This window comes from Methanobacterium sp., assembly GCF_038562635.1.
In the GTDB taxonomy this organism is placed as follows: Archaea; Methanobacteriota; Methanobacteria; order Methanobacteriales; family Methanobacteriaceae; genus Methanobacterium_D.
In genome coordinates, this window is record NZ_JBCFBO010000001.1 from 109,637 (window position 1) to 128,747 (window position 19,111).

Below are 19,111 nucleotides of genomic sequence, written 5' to 3' on the forward strand. Positions count from 1 at the left end.
TGTGAATTAGATGTAACTTATAATCAGTATACTCAGTGTTTTGTACAATCACCTGACGTAAACTGATACTAAATTTATCAATGAAAGATTTATAATTACCTATTTAAACTAAAATTTATAATTTTTTGGCATAGTTATTTAAACTAAGAGCAAATAATAGAGATATTAAAAAATAGAGGGTAAATAAAGGAATTATTAAAAAAATAACACATAATTATTACATATATTCTGAAATCAATATTAAAAAACTATGAGTAGGTAATATGGGCGTTAAAAGAATAGGTTTATTACATGGTGCAATTTTAAATGGGGGAGATTATTTAATATGTAAGAGGGGCACTAAGCTATTAAATCAGTATTTGGGTTCTAAATTTGAATTGGTACATATTAAAAGATGGGAACCATTTAAAGGTAATTTTGATGCCTTGATAATTTTGGGCGGCCCTATTATTTCCAGGAATATGCATGTGCACTCCAGGAGGATTAAGGAATATCTTGATGATAAAAAAATACCGGTTGTAGCTTTAGGTATTGGTGTATCTGGCGAACCTTATGGGGACCTTGACGAATATTTCACTGATGAATCCTTAACTTTTTGGAAAGATATATATGAAAGTTCTAATTTGATTTCAGTCAGGGATGAGCAGACTTATTCGTTGTTAAAACATTTTGGTATTGATGCTAGACTAACTGGTTGTCCTGCATTATTTGATTTAGATAATATTGGGTTTGACAACGAATTTAATATTAAAAAAGGAGAAAAGTTAAAAGTCTCTTTGACCATTCCCAACATTAAAATGGATATACATTCATTTACTGATATTTTATTTACCCTTAAAGATTTTTTATTGATCCTGTTTTTCATTTCTTACGTGAAAATGGTCTTTAAATTTAACAAAATTGACAATGAAAGCTATTTAGTTTTGCAACATGGATTTAATTCAATTATTAATCTAATCTGTGCATACAGTAATTTATTTGGAATTAAAAGGGTAGACGCTTCAAAGAGAAGTTTAGATGAGATAAAAGAGATTAAATTTTCAGATATTCATATTGGAACTCGTCTTCACTGTAATATTCATTTTTTATCTAATGGAAAACCTTCTTATCTTTTTAATGTAGATAACAGGACGAGTGCCTTCCTGAAAACTATTAATAATGACTTTAATATTAATTTTTCTTTTTTAGGAATCATTGAATTGGTAAATTTGGCCTCAAAAGAATTAAAAGATGTCACCTTAGTTAAAAATAGGGTTATTAAATCTGATAAAACAATTACCAATTATTTTAAGGAAATGAGCATGTTTTTACTGGATGTAGAAAAATTCATGGATTCAACATATGATGAAGTAAAGGCAGTCCCTGAGGAGGACAGTATCATTAAAACTGCAGCCCCTGCATCACAAAAAATTACGGAAAAGCCCTGATTCAATGATTATTCTCAGGGGCTTCTTGAAGTTTTGAAAGAATTCCATTATTATCATTTTTAAGCACCTTCCCCAGCTGATTATAATAATGGATTGAATTAATATTTCTCGTAAACTGCCACAGTTCCAAATGTTTTGACTATATGATAACCATCAAGATCAGGTTTGGGCTCGCTTAGCGAATCAATGTAATAATAAGCATCTTTTTTCTGGAGCCGTTTCGAAAATTCTTCTGAATTACTGTAAAGTCTTGTATATGCACCGTTCACCTGTTTTTTGAGATACCAGCTGACTGCAGGAGGATAGTCCGAATAAATTATTTTGTTTTTGTAATCGGGATCATGTTCTTTAATCCAGTTGCTTGCGTCTCCTATATCCACGGTAAACGTTTTTTTAGGCGTATGTCCGATGTAAGTAACTGCAGCAGACGATAAAAATATCAATGCGATTATTGAGTAAATACCCCATGATTTCAAATTTTTATTTTTAATTCTAGGATTTATTTTATTAATAAATTCACTTAAACCTAAAATAATGAAATATACAAGTGCGGGGGCCATTGTAATAAAATATCTATCCACTTTCATTCCTAAAATACTTTGAAATATTAAATAAGCTCCAAACCATGAAAAAAACATTAAATCCATATCCAGATTTTTGGTTTTTTGGTTCCCCAAAAGCATATACAAAATACAACATATTCCAAAGAGAATTATCTCATTTATAACATAGGATACATTATTAAAAGCAGCGGCAAAGCCAATAACCAGAACAATCAGCACTATAATTTTAATTAAGTTATTCCTGCTTATTTTTAATTTATTCAGGTTAAGCTTAGAGCTTAAAATAGAGCGCATATATAAGATAATCCCAATAGAAGCGATTAATATGGTTATATATGACAATATGGATGGAACGCCCATGGAAGGATTTAATATTTGTTGATAAGTGCCTTGGATGGGGCCTACTGATATATAATTTGGTATGTTTTGGAGATAATACCATACACTGGGGTTATATGCAACATCCCCTACTCCTGTAGTTGAAGAGGTAGTAATATTCATTAACAGGTTATAAAAAGTTTTTATAGCTCCTAAATGCATTAAATAGAATATAAATGCAACAACCAGCACTGCAAGCTCTAACGAAATACCTAAAATAACTTTTTTAATTTTTTGTATTTTTCGTATATTGATGATGGAATAAAGTACTATTGGGAGAACTATGAGGCCTGCAGTGTACCTTGTAAGGAATGCTAACATAATAATGGGTATGACAAAGTATAAAAATTTTGAATCCTTTTTAACACCTAAAACAGTTAAATAAATTGCCCATATTGAAAAAGAAACTCCGGGAATATCTATGCCGCCTGCAGCAACCCATGACAGTACAACTGGAAATGATATAAATATTATGCTGCCAGTAAAGCTTTGAATTTCATTAAACCGCATGTTTAATAATAAATACAGTCCAATTACTCCAATTACGAGCAGTATACTATCTAAAATAAAAATAGCATTGATGGAAACATATCCTGTTTTAAAAAAAAGAGATGTTAAAAGGGGTACAACTGGTGGAAGGTAGAGTGCACTGCCTTTTCCTATACCTGCAAAGTAGAGTGCATTATTTAAATAGTTAAAAACATCCCAGTAGGGAACACCAATTTTCATTTGAACGTATAAAATATAGGAAGTTATTCCTACTGTAATTAGGGTTAATATAAAGAGAGGGTTGCGGTATATTTTATTTAAATTTGTAAAAGCAGGTTTATGTTTGTTTTTTGCACTGTCCAATTCATCACCTTGAGTTAAAAGTCCTTGAAAATCTTAGAAGTATAATATGATTTAACATATCAAATTTAAATGCGCATGATTTATATGTTGGTCATGTTTCTAAGTTTTAATATTTAATTTTTAACAGTAAGCAATAAATATTTTTTCGCATAATCTAAAAATCTGGTTTATATTCTAATTTAACATATGTGGCTTTAAAATAGGTATTATGTTTAATCAGTTAGATATTATACAAAAAGAATAAATAAACAATAAATTTTAGTTTTTAAAGCAAGTTAACAGTCCATGGACTAATTTGGTATATCTAACACTTAACCATAATGAAAGTGACGTTAGAGTGGATTAAACTCTATTTTCTTTTTTTAGATAGTAATTCAACTGGTCTTTTATGATGTGGTTTAGTTTATATTCTATTTTAACCCCTGATTTTTGAATTTTTTTGGTATTTGATAGTAAAATTGGCACTTCTGCTGGTCTGAATCTGTCTGGGTTGAATTCTACTGCTATTTTTCCTTTATCTGTGTGGGCGTAAATTCCTTTATCTGCAATTGTATACTCAAGTTCTCCTTCTAACATCATATGGTCTACTGCTGTTTTTTCAAAACCAATTCCAAAAATCTTGGAATGGTCCATTGAAACTGGTTCTTTAATTATTTTTTCTCCATTAAATGTTTCAATTTTATTAATATTCCATCCTGCTTCTTTTAAACTTAATAATATGTAGCTTAGTACGGAATTTGTTTGCATTGAACCTTGGTTATATACTTCTCCACTTTTACCTTTCTCTGCCAGGAGCATGTAGCCGTTAACTATGTCTTTGACATGTGACCAGTCTCTAAAAGCGTTCACATTACCTATATTAATTTTGCTAATTTCTCCAAATTTTAATTTCATAATATGGTTAGTTATAACTGATGTAACGAACATAGGGCCTCTTCCAGCACCTTCATGGTTAAAAGCACGAGAAACAACAGTATCCAACCCATAAGAATGATAATAATTCCTCATTAAAAAATCACCATAAACTTTAGAAACAGCATAGGGAGACATGGGGCGTAAAGGATTAGTCTCTTTAATAGGAACTTCGGGAATATTTTCTACTTCAGGAAATATGGCGTGATGTTTTTTTTGCGCCTGCTCATGGTGAGTACTGGATGATATAACCAGCCCATATTCTTCGCTGGAACCTGCAAAAACAATTTTTGAGTCAATATCTTTCATCCTTACAGCATCTAATAAATTTGCGGTTCCTATGCAGTTTATCTGCTGTGTTTCCAGTGAATTCTCAAAGGACCTTGGAACAAAGGACTGAGCAGCTAAATGAAAAATAAAATCAGGATCTGACACGTCAAGTGCATTAGCAAGCGAAGTAATATCAGTTAAATCACCACCAATCAACTTTACATCCTTTTCAATTCCCTTGTCCTCTAAACTTTTGGTTTTTATTCCATCCGCCCTCTTTCTAACTAACCCACAGACATTAGCTTCCTTTTTTAACAAGCTTTCTCCTAAATAAGGCCCTACAAATCCATCTATTCCAGTTATTAAAACATTTTTACCTTTCCAGTTCATTTAAGCCCCTCATAACTAAATTTACACTTTAAATTAAGTAATTTCTGTGTTATATTACTCATTTTAGCTTTTATTGTATGTGATATGTCTTATATTTCGTAGAATGCGGGATATGGTCATTTAAATTTTTTATTTCAGTAGCCGTGCAAATGGGAGTATTAATGTATGTTCATTTTTCACATGCATTCGTCAGGGAATTCTTATTATTAAGTATGTGTTTATTATTAATTAATGTTACTAATTACTTACTAATATACAAATTTAGTATGTTAATTCCAGATATAATTCCCTCGTTTTATTTCCAACAGCTTTCCAGCTTGTTTTTTTGTTAAAATACTTGCATTTTTCCTTAAGATGTTCCTGTTTTTCAGCACTTCTTAGGAGGCCGCATATTTTTTCCAGTAAATCCTGCTTATTTTCGCTTTTAAATAGTTCTATACAACTATATTCTCTTTTTATTTCTTTAAAATAATCCAGGTCAGAAGTTATGGTTGGGATTTGGTAGCTTAAGGCTATATTAAGAGCTGCAGAAGCTATAATCCACCGGTAAGGATATATAAAAATATCCGTGGCGCCTGCAACAACTGGCAAATGTTTTCTATCAACAAAACCAAGAAATTTCACCCTGTCCTGTAACCCTGCATAAAATATTTGCTCTTCTAAAAGGTGCTTGTACTCAATTTGTTCTTTAGTTCTGGGCTCGCCTGCTATAACAAGGATATGGTTTTTATCAAGCTCAGGTAAAATATCAACAAGGAGATCATGTCCTTTATTTAAACCTATAAATCCAAAAATAGTCAATATTTTCTTGTCTGCTACGCCTAACCTATTCTTACATAACTTTTTATCCAGTAATTTGATTTGGATGGTACCCAGCGGAATTAAAAATAACTTACCCTTTTTTACTCCACAATTTTCCATAGAATTGATTAAATTACGGTTATGGACAATTAATTTGTCAGAAAAGTTTAGAAATTTAATAATAAGTTTATCTATCCTTGAATTTGAGTCTATTTCATGTACAGTGGTAATTATTTTATTTTTTCTCCAGAATTTCAGCAGAGATATAACCATTGGAAAATAACTGAGTGAAATGTTAGGTATAAACGGGCCAAATAAATCGCTGTGGTACTGAATATGTGTAATCTGATCCTTTGGGATATTTTTTAATAATTTAAAGAAATAAAAAAGATTTTTAGGTCCTGATTTTTTAACGGGACAGATGTTGATTTGAATATCATCATATTTTTTTAATTCATCAACAAGTAGTCTGGTGGTATCAGCTATTCCACATTCTGTGTTCCAGCTGGTAATGAAATTAATAGTAATCATTTTTCCATCTGGTGATTATTTAATAAAAATACCGTTTTTTATTCCTTTTAAAAAGTAATTACTGTGTTTCAGGCTTCTTTTATATATGCCGTATAATGTATACTTACAGGTTAAATTCCAGAAATAGAATCCAAAAAAAAGGAGCAGAAAAGAAATATACTCTGTTCTATTTGCATATTTTCGCATGAACCAGAACTTATTCCGGGTATAATAATATAATTTAGTGGGGTCATCTGTTGATGCTGAAACCTTATGCCATATTTTAGCTTTTGGAACGTATACTGACCTGTACCCTGCTTTATTTCCTCTTGTGCATAAATCTGCTTCTTCCCAGTAAGCAAAATATTTTGTATCGAATAAACCTATTTTCTCTAAAACTTCTCTTTTTACAAGCAAGCAGGAACCTTCACCATATTCTACAGTCTTTATTTCATCATACTGGCCATTATCAACTTCATTTACACCAATGGAGCGAGACTGTCCTTTAAACATGTTTAAGGATCCGCCGGCGAAATTTATAACATTTCGCTTGTTATTAAAATCATAGTAATATGTTTTGGGGCTTGCAAATCCTATTTTATGACTGCTTTCAGAAACTTTAACCAGTTCTCTTAAAAAATCACTGTCAACTACTGTATCATTGTTTAAGAGGAGAATGTAGTCTGAATCTAAATTAGTTAATCCATATCTTATTCCAATGTTGCTTCCCTCTGCAAATCCATAATTTTTGTCATTTTTAATCAGCACAACCTCTGCAGAATTAAATTCTATTTTTTCAGATTGTTCTTTTGTATATTCTGCAGTTTTAATCGGTTTATCTTTTAAAGAATATTTAAAAAAAGCAGATTTAACTTCAATTCCGCCTTTACAGTATCGCCTTATTTTTTCCAGAGAATTATCTGAAGATGAATTGTCAACAACAATTATACTGTAATTGAAATAGGTAGTTTGGCGTAATGATTCAAGACATTCTATAGTGTCTTCAGAACCATTCCAGTTTAAAATTACCACTGCAATTTTAGGGTTCATAATATCATGATATGTTTTTTTTTTTGACTGGAAAACATTCCTTTAAATGTTCTGGAGGTAAAAATGATACTCATAGTTAGTATGTACTTTCTAACATAAATAATTTTTATATCAATATAATATAAAATTAACATTGATTTTAGGGTATTATTTCTTCAAAATAGCCCTATTTGAACTTTTTAAAGTTTTTATTATATAATTAGTAACTATTATTCCATATAATCGGGTTGTAAAGATAGACAATCTACAATGAATTTAAATTATTAGTTTTCTTGATTGAGGCTTTAAAAATGATAAATTTAAACTTTAAATTTGCAATTTATGATGTATATTTGTCTATTGCTCGGTTTAAATGGTTTAATAATCTGATTCCTGCATGTTTTATGGTCCAGAAATTTTGAACATTAGTTATGGCATTTTTTGACATTTCACGACTTTTATCTGTGTCCCTTAGAAGTTCAAGAATGGCATGTGCAAATAGATTTTCATCTCTATCTATGAGCAATCCTGTTTCATTGTGTACCACTGTTTCCCTAACACCTCCTTCTTTAACAGCAACAACAGGAGTTCCACAGTTCATGGATTCAATCGGAATTAACCCAAATGGTTCAAGATAAGGAGTATAAATAACTATTTTTGCTTTATTATATAATTTTATCAGTTCATGGTCCTTTATTAAATCTAGAATAGTTAATTTTACTCCTAATTTATTTGCAAGTTGTTCTATGTAATTTTTCCATTCCAGCGATGAGAAATTAGAAACTATGATGAATTCTGGACGTATTTGTTCGTTTATTAAAGATAAAGATCGTATTGTAAAATCATATCCTTTGATAGGTGTACACGAACCCACAGACAGCACGAAATTTTCAGAAGATAGTTGCAGCGGTTTAAATTTATATGTATCAATTCCAAGGTAAGAAACAAAAGAATTCAATCCGTATGTTTTTAGAAGAGATTCTCTTGAAAAATAGGAGTTTGCTAGGATATATCTAGCATGCCTGGCATTTATGCTGTCAATTTTAAATGTATTGTTCAAATCCCGATATTTCATTTTTTTTCTAATAAAATTAGGATTTTCTATATCATTTGAGACTTCTTCAAGGATTTTATCGTTGCGTAAAGGCTGTTGGCAGTAGTAAACAGCAGGTATTTTGATATATTTAAGAATGAAAGGGGACATTGTAAACCTGTCCTGTTCACTTAAAACTACATCATAATTTCCTCCATTAATATGCGTGGCAATAAGTTTTTCAGTTGATTCAAGCTCTTTCAGTGATATCAAGTCATTACTGGGAGTTTCTGGGTTAAGTTTGGAATAAATTAATGATCTTAAAAAACCAGTTTTTACAGGAAATATCTTAAAATTATTCACCAATTCTACTAGAGATAAAAAGCTTTCATTTGCAGTTTCAGGAACAAAAACATCAACTTCATGTCCTGAAGAGACCAGATATTTAACATGATCATACAATGCTCTTTTGGCACCTCCTGAAGGTAAATTATGAAAAACAGCAATTTTTAATGTTTCTTTCATATGACTCCTCTATGTACAGTAATTTTTAAGCAGGCAAGTAAATTCTTTATTCTGGATAATTTTGAAACAATTTAATTATTACACATGTTTTAAGCCTAAAATTTTATTTAAACTGTTATTTATGTTCAAATATTATTTTTATATATTAATCAAGATTTTTTATTTGATTACTGTTATAATCAATGCTATTGTCCTGTAAATTGTATTTTTTACCAGTTCTGATAGGGCTGCCGTATAATTTAAGCCCGCTGATAAATCCTTTTAAATAGGGGTTAAATCCTCCTCTTAAATCTCTATTAATTAGGTAAGAAATGATCTGCGGTAAAAATAGGTATATGAAGAAATATAATAAGAATTTAAAATTATTATGGTTATTGATGTTTTGTTCCATAAAATAAATTCTATTTCGGGTACAGTAATAAGTTTTAAGATAGTTTGTACTTGATACACTTACTTTGTGCCAGATTTTCGACTTGAATGCATAAACTGATTTATATCCTGATTTTCTTCCCCTAAAACACCAGTCAACATCCTCCCAATACATAAAATAATTAGCATTTAACATTCCGATTTTATTAATCACTTCTTTTTTACAGAGTATACATGAACCGGTGATGTAATCTAATTCGCAGTTTTGATCATATTTGCCATCATCTATCTGATTAAAAGCTGTTTCAACCGCAATAACTTTTTTGAGGTCTATTTTTCCTCCACCAGCTGCTTGTATAACTTCTTTTTTGTCGTAGAAATAAGTTTTTGCCCCTACAAACCCTATTTTTTCATCATTTTCAGCTGCTTTTACGAGTTCTTCGAGAAAATTTCTGTCAACAACTGTATCATTGTTTAACAAGAGAACATAGTTAGATTTAAGGATACAAACTGCGTATTTAATTCCAGTATTGTTTCCGCCTGCAAAACCGTAATTTTCATTATTTTTTATTAAAATAATTTTTTCGGCGGGTAATATGTTAGAAATCTCTTTTTCATCTTTTTGTGCAGTTTCAAATTCATTTTCATTATATTCAAATATTCTTATGGGTTTATTGAATGTATTATAATTGAAGAAGTTAGATTTTACTTCTATTTTTCCTTTACAGTATTCTTTTATTTTTTCTACAGAGTTGTCGTTGGAATTGTTATCAATTAATATAACATTAAAATCAGGATAATTAATATGATAAATTGATTCTAAACATTTTATAGTATCTTTCCATCCATTCCAGTTCAGAATAATTATAGCAACATTATTTTCTGGTTTTTTCATGATATAACCTTTAAATGTGCTGAATTATTATATAATCCATTCTTTTTGTATTTCATATAATAGCGGGTGGTTAAACATACTGATTCTAAGCCATATATTACTTAAAATAATTTTATTAAGTTCTAATGTCTTTTTAACTTTTAATGAATATAATAATGCTTTTTTTAGATAAAATATTGTTTTATTTAAATTTTTAATACCAAAAAGGTGTGATAATGGATAATATTTAAGCATTGTAATCAATAAATTTTTATTGTAATGGTATTCCACTAGATCAGATGTTTTATGCTGATTTATACTTTCTGAAATACCTCTTTTATGATAGACTATTGAATTTACGGCTAAAACAGATTTGAATCCTTTTAATCTGATTCTCCAGGAAAGATCTACATCTTCAAAGATTACAAAAAAATTTTCATCAAATAATCCACTGTTTTTTAAAACTTCTTTTGGATAAACAGCCGCTGCAGCACAGGCTCCAAATATTTCTCTATCCTTCCTAATTGGATTATATGCTGAATTTATTCCTTTGTCCATTGCACTCCAAATATGAATTTCCTGACCTAAAGAATCTATTAACTTTCCATCAGGTTTTAAAAGTAAAGATTGAATGCTCCCTATGTTCCTATATTTTTTCGCTGCTTTTATTAATTCTGTAAGAAAATCAGGCTCAACCATAGTATCATTATTTAAAAGGAGTATATATTGCGAGTCAGTATTTAATGCAAATCTTATCCCAACGTTGTTTCCCCCAGCAAAGCCATAATTTTGCTTATTTTTAATTATAGTTATTTTTTTAGATGATAATATCCTATGATATTCATCTGATCTATTTTTCAATGTTTTAAGTTCTTTTTCTGTGTATTCAAAGATTTTAATAGGTTTGTTTAAATGGCTGTACTTAATATGTTTGGATTGGACCTTAATTTTGCCTTTACAGTACTCTTTTATTTTTTCTATGGAATTATCAGTAGAACTGTTGTCTACTAATATAACATCATAATTGGAATAATTAATCTGGTAAATTGATTCTAGACACTCTATGGTGTCTTTCCAGCGGTTCCAGTTTAGAATAATTATTGAAACTTTTGGGTTCATTTAGGACCTCAAATTAATAAATAAAGCTTAATTTATAATTTATGAATTAAGCGACCATTATCGAAATTTTATTTAGAATATAATTTAAAATAACAATTATACATCAATTACTGCGTATAAACGGTAATATAGGGAAGATTTAATGAATTTTAATTTATTAAATAGACTAATTGGCAATCTTAACCATAAAGGTAATCCTGCAATTAATGATAATTGATTTAAATTAATAGGATCATCTTCTACAACTCTAAATGTGCTGAATTCTTTTGAAATTAAGTTTTCAAGGTCTTTTTTTGTGAAAAAATTAACATGATCTCTTTCTAAAATATGTTCATATGTTAATCCTGTTGATTTAAGCTCAAAAAATTGTGTGCAGTTGGGTACTGTTATAAGTATATTTTTCTTTGCTACTCGTTTTGATTCCTTTAAAATTTTATGTGGATTATCTACATGTTCTAAAATTTCAAAGAGTAAAACTGTATCAAAAGTGTTGTCTGGAAATTCTAAATTGTATGCGTCCATTGTATATGCTTCTACGTCATTTTCACGTGTTTTTTCAACATATTCGGGATTTATGTCTACACCTGTACATTTAAATCCCAAATTGTTTAAATTACAACAATAACCTCCTGTAGCACATCCTAAATCTAATATTTTCCTTCCCGCATGGTTGGTAACAAAATTAATGGACTTTAAGGATGCACATGGTTCTATAGTTAAATACCAGTCTTTAGTATCCCTAAATATTTCATTATTTTCCATTAGATTACCTCCATGATGTCATTAAAATATTGATTATGTCAAAATTTTAGATTATTTAAATTCATGATTGTCCTTTTTTAAGGTTTTATTTGAATATTTCAAGACCATTTCAGTTAAAATGCTATATATTACTATATTTATTATTAGTAATATATTTATCTCCTTAATTGTTTCAATAGCATTATATCAACTTCATCAATGCACCCAACTATATAAATAAGGATGAAATACAGCAAAGTGGCCATAATAATCAATAAAAACAGATTTAAATCTTTAAAATACAAAATAAATATACTCATGACCAGAGTTGCAAATAAAATCTTTGATAAATCATCCATGACTGTTTTATATTGAATTCCATAACCAGATTTGTAAGTAACCAGAAAAATGTACACTGTTGAAAATATTGCAGATATAAGCGTAGCAAAACTTGCTCCAATATAACTAAAGAGAGGAATTAAGAATAAATTTAATAATATATTTGTTGCAGCAGATATTATAGAGATTTTGGTTATAATATACTGTTTATTTATTGATTGTAACAGCTGTACAAATGGAGCCCCTGCAAAAGTTAGCATAATTGTCCATATCAGTATCTGTAAGGCAATTATTGATTGACTATATCCTGGACCGAAGATCGTTAATATAATTTTATCTGCTAAAATTGTCACTCCCACTCCCAGCGGAACTCCAAGTATGATCATATATTTGAAATATTTTTCGTTCATTAATTTAAGCGAATTTTTGGAAGATGTGTAAAACTGGGACATAACTGGAAAAATAGCCATATTAATTGCATTTGGTATAAACAACAGTATCAGCATTAATCTGTATGCAGCACTGTACCAACCAACCACTTCTGCTCCCTGTACTACAGATAGCATTATTGAGTCAATATAATTATACAACATTCCACTAAGGGCAGTTATCCCAAATGGCCATGATTCTTTTATTAGGGGCTTCCAAAATGAAAGATCTATTCTAAGTTCAGGCAACGGAAAGTTTTGCACATATTTGAAAAGGATATATGCTAAGATTAATCCTGCAGAAATCACATTAATAAAAGCAAAGAAAATAATGCTTAAATTATAGTGTATCATAATTACAGTGCCTAAAAGCACTATAACCGAACTCAGTATGGTACTCAATGATATGTATTCCATTCTTTCATTGGCCTGGAAAATAGCACCTAAAACACCTGAAAAAGATCCTATTATCACAGATACTGTGACAATATAAATAACATTTTTAACGATTTCGGGGTATCCAATTATATTGGCGATGATTATTATCAATCCAAACGTTAAAATGGACAGGATAATTTTTATGAGAAAAATATTGGAGATATATTTATCTCTATCAGATAAATTCCTTGAAATTTCTCTTACCATAAGCGTGCTCATACCTAAATCCGCAAAGATGCCGAGAATTCCGGTAATCGAAAGTGCAATAGACCATATTCCAAATATATTGGCTCCAAAGTATCTTGCAGCGTACATTGTAATAAAAAATGTGAAAATATAGCTTATAATCTGTGATATCAATAAAAAAGTAGTATTTTTTGCTATTTTACGAACTCTGCTCATTAAAAATTCTTCCTTTTTTAATGATGATGTATTAAATTAAAGTTGGATCTATTAAATTACAGATCTAGTTTTTATAACTTTAATAACTCTTTATAACTGGTTAAAATGGTAATTCTACATTAAAATAATGAAATCAAGTGCATATCATATATTAAATTAGGAATATTTGTTTTTGACTTCTTTATTGTACATTACAATATCACTGTAACTTATTACTTACTTACAATAAATATATTTCTATTATGGGATCATTTTCATGTACAAATTGGAAATTAAATAAATAAATGGCTTAATGATAATATTTGTATTTTTTGTAAATTAGATGAGTTAATAATGAATTTAAGTTAAAAAAAAATAGTTTTTTTATATTTTTATAAAATTAAACGGCATTATTTTAAGATAGAACTTTTTTAAACCATTCTACAGTTTCTTTCAGTTCCTCTTTAAAATCAGCTTTTGGATCATAACCCAGTGATTTAGCCTTGGATATATCTGCTAATGAATACTTTATATCTCCAGGGCGTTCTTTCTCATATAATGGCTGTATGTCTATTCCAATAATTTCTTTTATCATCAAAAAAAGCTGGTTTATAGTAGTGCTTTTACCAAGGCCTATATTGAATGCACCTGTTAATTTTGATTCTGCTGCCATAATATTGGCGGCTACAACGTTTTTTACTGAGACGAAATCTCTGCTCTGCTCTCCATCTCCATATATGATTGGACTTTGATTTTTAAGTATTTTATCAATGAAAATAGGAATTACAGCAGCATATTGTGAGTTAGGGTCCTGCCTTGGTCCAAATACATTAAAATACCTAAGGGAAATTGTTGGTAATCCATAAATTTCAGAAAATACATTGCAGTATAGTTCCCCTGTAGTTTTACCTACAGCATAGGGTGATAAAGGGTTAACTGGATCATCTTCACCAAGCGGCAGTGATTCTGTATCTCCATAAACAGCAGAAGAAGAGGCAAGCACTACCTTTTTAACATCGGTATTTTTTGCAGCCTCCAAAACTTTTAATGTCCCTGTTATATTGACTTTATTTGAAGTAAATGGATCATCTACACTTTTTTGAACGCTGGTAACGGCTGCCTCATGGAAAACATAATCTGCACCATCAAAAATTTCTTCTAAATTAATTGAAGTTATATCCCCCAGTGTAGTGTCAATTTTAGAAATATTAAAGTGTTTTATATTTTCTATATTTCCAGTTGATTGATCATCAATAATAACGACCAGATTGTCTTCACTAAGTTTTTCGACAAGATGTGATCCAATAAATCCGAGACCGCCTGTAACTACAACTTTTTTATTTTTCATAGGTATTCCTCTATAAGATATTACTGTTTAAACTGAACTTCGAGTTACACTCACGTTTAGATTAAGCGAACGATACACGTTTTGAGTATCAGGCAATTTATATAATAAAAATTTTACACTCTGGTTTCCAGCAGGAAGATTAAATTTGAATGGAATTTCTTTTTGTTCACCATTTGTAAGGGTAATGCTTTCATTTTTTAAAATAGTTTGATTATTTTTTACCACTAACTGGTATGTAGTATTTGCATATTCATGATTTACAATACCAATAATCATATTTCCACTTTCGCCGGCAGTTAAATTAGTTGGGTAATCACCTGCTTTTCCAGTAGGTCCTAAAATATAAAATTCGGTGAATTTTTCGCCAGGTTGTGGAAAAACGACAATATAAATAGTTGCAACAACTGCAATGATAAGTGCAATAATTAAAATAATTGATAGTGGTTTATCCAAGTTAAATTTACTCATATATAATCTTCCTTCTTTGTGTGTGTTAAATTTATTCTATAAAATTGCTTATTTAAAAATTGTTTATTTAAATTAGATCATATTTCTAGAATATTATTATTTTATTTGTTTTGATAATTATTTTTGTTTATTTTATACTAAATTTACATAATACTTTTTTCTATTTGTATACATATATAGATTAAATTAATGATATATTAAAATAAGTATAGGGATATTTTGTGAAATTTTAAAAGTTATTGAACTTTAAAATCGGGCAAATTATAATATCTAGAAAATCTTTAAGAATTCCTCCCTAGAAAAGTACAATGTATTTTACAGCCTTAATTTTTTAATTTATATTAGTGTTAGTACAATTATTTCAAATATTTATGGTAAGATGATCTGAATCCATTGAATTAATAATTATGATTTAAGTGGAAATTCCCTGTTTTTAATATTGAAAAATGGAAAACCAGTATGATCTATATGGAGATTTCCCATTTAATCTTACGAATTCATGATTTCAAAAACATTTATATGGGATAAAAACATAATCTGGTTTGTCGGAACTATGTTTCCTTATTCCGGTATGACGAACAACCATCGAAAAATTCACAAAAAGCAAAAAAAAGATAGAAATTATCTTGCTTTCGGCTTAAAACACAACCATTGAATGATACATTAAGAATATATGGACTATATGCGGATGATGTTGTGAATATATCTTTAAATGTATATTTAAATTAAATAAACATTGTTAATTTGGATAATGGGAATATATTCAATTAAAATTAATTTGTTATGGTTAAATGATCCAATTAATGTTTTAACATCTAATGGAAAATGTGGCAAATTTGTGAATATGCTAATTTAAAATGATTTTACATCATATTGCCAATGTAAAATTATTAATAAGTTCTATAGAAGAGGTATAATTTGTAAAAGCATTGATTGGAGAATTTAAGGTATGATTGTATTGAGTTGAAAGAAATTATTGTCATCATACGCTCTAATAAAAATGGGAAGGACTGAAAGTGAAAACATTTATATATTTAGTTGATCATCTTTTTATCATGATTATTCATGTTGATATTGTAACGGTGTTAAGTTATGTTCTCGCAGTAATATCTGCAATTATTGTAGGATTTATACTTAGACTTCCTTTACTTCCTGAAAGGCCAATGAGGGATTCATGGACAATAAGTATAATTTTTCCAACTATCATAATTGCACTGGGGTTATCTGCAATAGTTTTTGAGCTTGGATGGAATGGAATGATAGTGGGAATTGTCATAGGAGTACTATCTGCATTAATTTCCAAATATTTACTTGAAAAAATTCTCCCACCACATACAGACCTGATTGGGGGTGAATCTGGTGAATGAGATAATAGGAATTATAATAGCAGCAGTTCTATGCTGGTTTAACTTTGTACTTATAGATACCTGGATGGGCCTTCCTGAAAAACCCGGTGTCAAAGGTGCAGGTGTTATTGGAAGAGATGTAAAAAAAAGAGGTGGAGATCTATCGGGTGGATTCTTCCAGGGAAACATTGTATGCTCTCCTGATGCATCAGCAGGTACACTGTTAAGTGCTATAGCATGTTACCTTATAGGTATTCCTGCAGGTGGATTTGTCGCAGCTTTACTTGTATTTATTGGTAATAGACTTTGTGCAGACCCAGGATATGCTGGTACAACTGGTGCAATTACTATAATGATTATAATAGCTTTAACTTCATTTATTGGTATCTCTCCAGAGCAATTTATTATAGGTATGTTACTTGCAATTGTTACAATACAAGGACTAGATCACCCAAGAGCATCTAAATTACTTGGTAAAATTGCCAAAAAAATGGGAAGATATACAAACTTAACTTAAAACATCAAACTATAAAATAAATAAACTACAATATATTAAAAAGGTAGATAAAGATGCTAATAGAGATTGCAGGGATTATAATTGTATTTATGGCTTTAAGAACTCTAATTGCCCGAGATAGAAGTGAAAGGATGCTCTATCTAAATGCGATGAGTTTTGGTATATCTGCACTTATTGCCCTTTATATACAGACTCCATTTGGAGCTATAATTGCAATAACTTATTTTGTAGCTTCTACTATAAGTTCGAATGCAATTGCATATTCTATTGGAAGAATACAAGAGGAAATTACTGTTAAATAATTTAAAATCGGTGGAATAATGGCTATCGTAGATTTCATAAATATATCAACAGTATCGGCTGCCGTAGCTTTGATTGGGTCAGCTGGTATAATATTACTCCCAAAGCCTGTTGATAAAGTGATAATGTTTACTCTGCTTCAGGGAGGTTTTATAGGGATGATAGTAGCAGCGAAATACTTGGATGTTGCAGTAGCTGTTGCATTATTCGATCCAATTTCAACAGTTATCCTTTTAATTGGTATTATAAAACTCAATGATGTAAGACGAAAAAAACTAGAAGCCCAGGAGGAATCGAACATTGCTTGATATTTACATATGGTTTTATACAGGCTGTGCACTGGTAATACTGGGCAGCATTGCAACAGTTATTGGTCCTGGGGTTAAAGACCCAATAGTAAGGACATTAAATACAGAAGTAGCTGCAGTGGGAGTTTCAATGATACTTTTGACTTACAATCATACTATAGCGCTTCTTACATTCGTTGCAGCAACTGTTATAATGACTATGATCCTTTTGAGGGCAATTGTAAGGCTTGAGGAAATGGGGGCTAAGGTATGAGAAGCATAGGAAGGCTTTTAAATGATCTTGCAAACCCGGATAATATTCCGAGGTTTTTTTCCTTAGTGCTGGGAATTGTGCTTATAGTAGGTTTTGTAATGCCATTTGCATTAAATGACCATCAAATTTATCCAAGACCTGAACCTCAAAGCCAGATTAATTCAGGTGATCCGCTGGCACCTTATGACCGTGGTGGTACTGTAATTGCAGATTGGGGCCTTAATGGTAACTTCCTTTTACAGCCAGGTATTGTTAAATCGCAATACCCACAGTTTTCGGTAAACTCAGGCAAAGTAACAGGATATCTGTCTCCAATGGCATTATCAGTTAAAAATACAACATTATATTATGGTACTTCAATTTATTCATCTCCTGGTGGGTTAATAGATGAAATACTCTACTACTCAAGGGGTTTCGATACAATTCTTGAGTCCAGTATCTTGATGATGGCATTTGTAATTGCTTCATTTATAGCACTTCAATTTACAATGAGGAGGGAAGAAGAATGACCGGTGCTGAAGTTTTAGTTCCAAGTGTTGTTTCCCCTTTGGTAGTTTCACTTTACCAACCGGCCATACTGGTTGGTTTATTAACCGGTTTTATAGGCCTTCTTGGAATAGCCTTTAAAAAAGGTGATTTAACTGCTCTTATACTTACAGACATTGTAGGATTTGCAATGTTAATTATAGTTGCAGCAGTTGCAACTGATTTGGCGGAAGCGCTTATACTTCCGGGACTTGTAGTCGAACTTGCTGAAATCCTTGCGATTTCAGAAGTCCTTATGAGCAGAGAAATGAGAAAAACAGGAAAAAATGTTGATTTGATTCCACTTCCACTTTCACTGGATATGGAAATTTTAGAAACTGCACCTGCTTTCCTTGCAATAATACTTATAGCTTATGGGGCATTTCTAAGCGGATTTACAGGAGGGGCCGTTGCAGGAACAGGAATATTGTTTTACGTCCTTTCTAAAACAATTAGAGGAGTCCCTTCATCTATATGGGAAGGAGTTGCAGGAATATCTGGAGTGGCATGGGTACTCTGGTTAATAGGTTTCCTCATGTTCTTTGTTACCCCTCAATACTGGTTACTCGCTCTATTCTTGTCAGCATTTGGAGTGTTGATAAAGGTAGCATCTAAAGTTGGACTTATAGGTGTTTTGGGTAGAGAAGAATTTAAGAGAGAAAAATAA

Annotated in this window: 19 protein-coding genes; 8 read left to right on the forward strand and 11 right to left on the reverse strand. The window is 30.4% G+C overall.

Going from position 1 to position 19,111, the window contains the following annotated elements; translation table 11 throughout:
- The first annotated feature begins 263 nt into the window (after positions 1 to 263).
- On the forward strand, positions 264 to 1,427 hold the full coding sequence (locus AAGU07_RS00500) for a polysaccharide pyruvyl transferase family protein (protein ID WP_342457264.1): 1,164 nt from the start codon (positions 264 to 266) through the stop codon (positions 1,425 to 1,427).
- Between the two features lie 98 nt (positions 1,428 to 1,525).
- Here AAGU07_RS00500 and AAGU07_RS00505 read toward each other — a convergent pair whose 3' ends face one another.
- The 11 genes from AAGU07_RS00505 to AAGU07_RS00555 all read right to left on the reverse strand — a co-directional run bounded on the left by AAGU07_RS00505 (position 1,526) and on the right by AAGU07_RS00555 (position 15,195).
- Positions 1,526 to 3,220: a glycosyltransferase family 39 protein gene (locus tag AAGU07_RS00505; protein ID WP_342457265.1), complete on the reverse strand. Its 1,695-nt coding sequence runs from the start codon at positions 3,218 to 3,220 to the stop codon at positions 1,526 to 1,528.
- A gap of 342 nt (positions 3,221 to 3,562) precedes the next feature.
- Positions 3,563 to 4,792 (reverse strand): GDP-mannose 4,6-dehydratase, encoded by a 1,230-nt coding sequence (locus tag AAGU07_RS00510; protein WP_342457266.1) that lies wholly within the window; start codon positions 4,790 to 4,792, stop codon positions 3,563 to 3,565.
- Positions 4,793 to 5,053: 261 nt separating this feature from the next.
- On the reverse strand, positions 5,054 to 6,124 hold the full coding sequence (locus AAGU07_RS00515; protein WP_342457267.1) for a glycosyltransferase: 1,071 nt from the start codon (positions 6,122 to 6,124) through the stop codon (positions 5,054 to 5,056).
- 15 nt (positions 6,125 to 6,139) lie between these two features.
- Entirely contained in the window at positions 6,140 to 7,153 is a 1,014-nt protein-coding gene (locus tag AAGU07_RS00520) for a glycosyltransferase family 2 protein (protein ID WP_342457268.1), read from the reverse strand.
- A gap of 319 nt (positions 7,154 to 7,472) precedes the next feature.
- Positions 7,473 to 8,690 (reverse strand): glycosyltransferase family 4 protein, encoded by a 1,218-nt coding sequence (locus AAGU07_RS00525; RefSeq protein WP_342457269.1) that lies wholly within the window; start codon positions 8,688 to 8,690, stop codon positions 7,473 to 7,475.
- 145 nt (positions 8,691 to 8,835) lie between these two features.
- A complete protein-coding gene (locus AAGU07_RS00530) occupies positions 8,836 to 9,954 on the reverse strand; it encodes a glycosyltransferase family 2 protein (protein ID WP_342457270.1) in 1,119 nt (372 codons plus the stop codon).
- Positions 9,955 to 9,981: 27 nt separating this feature from the next.
- Positions 9,982 to 11,052, reverse strand: coding sequence for a glycosyltransferase family 2 protein (locus AAGU07_RS00535; protein WP_342457271.1), 1,071 nt, complete (start codon positions 11,050 to 11,052; stop codon positions 9,982 to 9,984).
- A gap of 96 nt (positions 11,053 to 11,148) precedes the next feature.
- Positions 11,149 to 11,814 carry a class I SAM-dependent methyltransferase gene (locus tag AAGU07_RS00540; protein WP_342457272.1) on the reverse strand — a complete coding sequence of 222 codons (666 nt, stop codon included), beginning with the start codon at positions 11,812 to 11,814 and terminating at the stop codon, positions 11,149 to 11,151.
- 155 nt (positions 11,815 to 11,969) lie between these two features.
- Complete coding sequence (locus AAGU07_RS00545) at positions 11,970 to 13,400, reverse strand: flippase (RefSeq protein ID WP_342457273.1); 1,431 nt, start codon at positions 13,398 to 13,400, stop codon at positions 11,970 to 11,972.
- A 394-nt stretch (positions 13,401 to 13,794) separates the two neighbouring features.
- Positions 13,795 to 14,727 (reverse strand): SDR family oxidoreductase, encoded by a 933-nt coding sequence (locus AAGU07_RS00550; RefSeq protein WP_342457274.1) that lies wholly within the window; start codon positions 14,725 to 14,727, stop codon positions 13,795 to 13,797.
- Between the two features lie 27 nt (positions 14,728 to 14,754).
- Positions 14,755 to 15,195: a DUF1616 domain-containing protein gene (locus tag AAGU07_RS00555; protein WP_342457275.1), complete on the reverse strand. Its 441-nt coding sequence runs from the start codon at positions 15,193 to 15,195 to the stop codon at positions 14,755 to 14,757.
- A 1,016-nt stretch (positions 15,196 to 16,211) separates the two neighbouring features.
- Here AAGU07_RS00555 and AAGU07_RS00560 point away from each other — a divergent pair.
- Genes AAGU07_RS00560 through AAGU07_RS00590 form a run of 7 tightly spaced genes read left to right on the forward strand, consistent with a single transcriptional unit; the run spans position 16,212 to position 19,111 of the window.
- A complete protein-coding gene (locus tag AAGU07_RS00560) occupies positions 16,212 to 16,562 on the forward strand; it encodes an energy-converting hydrogenase A subunit A EhaA (RefSeq protein WP_342457277.1) in 351 nt (116 codons plus the stop codon).
- Positions 16,555 to 17,058, forward strand: coding sequence for a hypothetical protein (locus AAGU07_RS00565; RefSeq protein WP_342457278.1), 504 nt, complete (start codon positions 16,555 to 16,557; stop codon positions 17,056 to 17,058). Before AAGU07_RS00560 ends, AAGU07_RS00565 begins: the two co-directional genes overlap by 8 nt.
- Before the next feature lie 53 nt (positions 17,059 to 17,111).
- Positions 17,112 to 17,360, forward strand: a complete 249-nt coding sequence (locus tag AAGU07_RS00570; RefSeq protein ID WP_069584690.1) for a DUF2109 family protein — start codon at positions 17,112 to 17,114, stop codon at positions 17,358 to 17,360.
- Between the two features lie 18 nt (positions 17,361 to 17,378).
- Positions 17,379 to 17,666 (forward strand): DUF2108 domain-containing protein, encoded by a 288-nt coding sequence (locus AAGU07_RS00575; RefSeq protein WP_048082479.1) that lies wholly within the window; start codon positions 17,379 to 17,381, stop codon positions 17,664 to 17,666.
- Positions 17,659 to 17,919: an EhaE family protein gene (locus AAGU07_RS00580; protein WP_069584695.1), complete on the forward strand. Its 261-nt coding sequence runs from the start codon at positions 17,659 to 17,661 to the stop codon at positions 17,917 to 17,919. The genes AAGU07_RS00575 and AAGU07_RS00580 overlap by 8 nt, the downstream gene beginning before the upstream one ends.
- Complete coding sequence (locus tag AAGU07_RS00585; protein WP_342457279.1) at positions 17,916 to 18,428, forward strand: EhaF family protein; 513 nt, start codon at positions 17,916 to 17,918, stop codon at positions 18,426 to 18,428. Before AAGU07_RS00580 ends, AAGU07_RS00585 begins: the two co-directional genes overlap by 4 nt.
- On the forward strand, positions 18,425 to 19,111 hold the full coding sequence (locus tag AAGU07_RS00590) for an EhaG family protein (RefSeq protein ID WP_342457280.1): 687 nt from the start codon (positions 18,425 to 18,427) through the stop codon (positions 19,109 to 19,111). The genes AAGU07_RS00585 and AAGU07_RS00590 overlap by 4 nt, the downstream gene beginning before the upstream one ends.

Excerpts from the sequence above, each read along its gene's own strand:
- AAGU07_RS00500 (WP_342457264.1), top strand. The coding sequence starts at position 264 with ATGGGCGTTAAAAGAATAGGTTTATTACATGGTGCAATTTTAAATGGG.
- AAGU07_RS00510 (WP_342457266.1), bottom strand. The coding sequence starts at position 4,792 with ATGAACTGGAAAGGTAAAAATGTTTTAATAACTGGAATAGATGGATTT.
- AAGU07_RS00515 (WP_342457267.1), bottom strand. The coding sequence starts at position 6,124 with ATGATTACTATTAATTTCATTACCAGCTGGAACACAGAATGTGGAATA.
- AAGU07_RS00520 (WP_342457268.1), bottom strand. The coding sequence starts at position 7,153 with ATGAACCCTAAAATTGCAGTGGTAATTTTAAACTGGAATGGTTCTGAA.
- AAGU07_RS00525 (WP_342457269.1), bottom strand. The coding sequence starts at position 8,690 with ATGAAAGAAACATTAAAAATTGCTGTTTTTCATAATTTACCTTCAGGA.
- AAGU07_RS00530 (WP_342457270.1), bottom strand. The coding sequence starts at position 9,954 with ATGAAAAAACCAGAAAATAATGTTGCTATAATTATTCTGAACTGGAAT.
- AAGU07_RS00535 (WP_342457271.1), bottom strand. The coding sequence starts at position 11,052 with ATGAACCCAAAAGTTTCAATAATTATTCTAAACTGGAACCGCTGGAAA.
- AAGU07_RS00540 (WP_342457272.1), bottom strand. The coding sequence starts at position 11,814 with ATGGAAAATAATGAAATATTTAGGGATACTAAAGACTGGTATTTAACT.
- AAGU07_RS00545 (WP_342457273.1), bottom strand. The coding sequence starts at position 13,400 with ATGAGCAGAGTTCGTAAAATAGCAAAAAATACTACTTTTTTATTGATA.
- AAGU07_RS00550 (WP_342457274.1), bottom strand. The coding sequence starts at position 14,727 with ATGAAAAATAAAAAAGTTGTAGTTACAGGCGGTCTCGGATTTATTGGA.
- AAGU07_RS00555 (WP_342457275.1), bottom strand. The coding sequence starts at position 15,195 with ATGAGTAAATTTAACTTGGATAAACCACTATCAATTATTTTAATTATT.
- AAGU07_RS00570 (WP_069584690.1), top strand. The coding sequence starts at position 17,112 with ATGCTAATAGAGATTGCAGGGATTATAATTGTATTTATGGCTTTAAGA.
- AAGU07_RS00575 (WP_048082479.1), top strand. The coding sequence starts at position 17,379 with ATGGCTATCGTAGATTTCATAAATATATCAACAGTATCGGCTGCCGTA.
- AAGU07_RS00585 (WP_342457279.1), top strand. The coding sequence starts at position 17,916 with ATGAGAAGCATAGGAAGGCTTTTAAATGATCTTGCAAACCCGGATAAT.
- AAGU07_RS00590 (WP_342457280.1), top strand. The coding sequence starts at position 18,425 with ATGACCGGTGCTGAAGTTTTAGTTCCAAGTGTTGTTTCCCCTTTGGTA.